This window comes from Sphingobium sp. SG1, from assembly GCF_057063145.1.
Window position 1 is genome coordinate 1 of sequence record NZ_JBVVOJ010000119.1, and the last position, 231, is coordinate 231.

1 protein-coding gene is annotated in these 231 nt (G+C 61.9%); it reads right to left on the reverse strand.

The window, feature by feature from the left end:
• The coding region (locus tag AC0KVN_RS27780; protein ID WP_483656891.1) for a hotdog family protein at positions 1–231 on the reverse strand (231 nt) is incomplete at both ends.

Genomic DNA, 231 nt, shown 5'->3' on the forward strand with positions numbered 1-231 from the left:
TCATCGCCGGCTTGTCCTCGCCCTCGATCTCGACGGTGAATTCGTTGGTCTGCTGCCATTGGCCGGGGCGCTTTTCGATCAACTCGAGCAACTTGAAACGACCGCGCACGCGCTTGCCCGAGCGCACCGGCTGGAGGAAGCGGACTTTGTTGCCGCCATAATTGACCCCCATCTTGATGCCCTCGATCGCCGGCGCATCAGCGACCTTGCTCGACAAGAGCGGCATCAGCG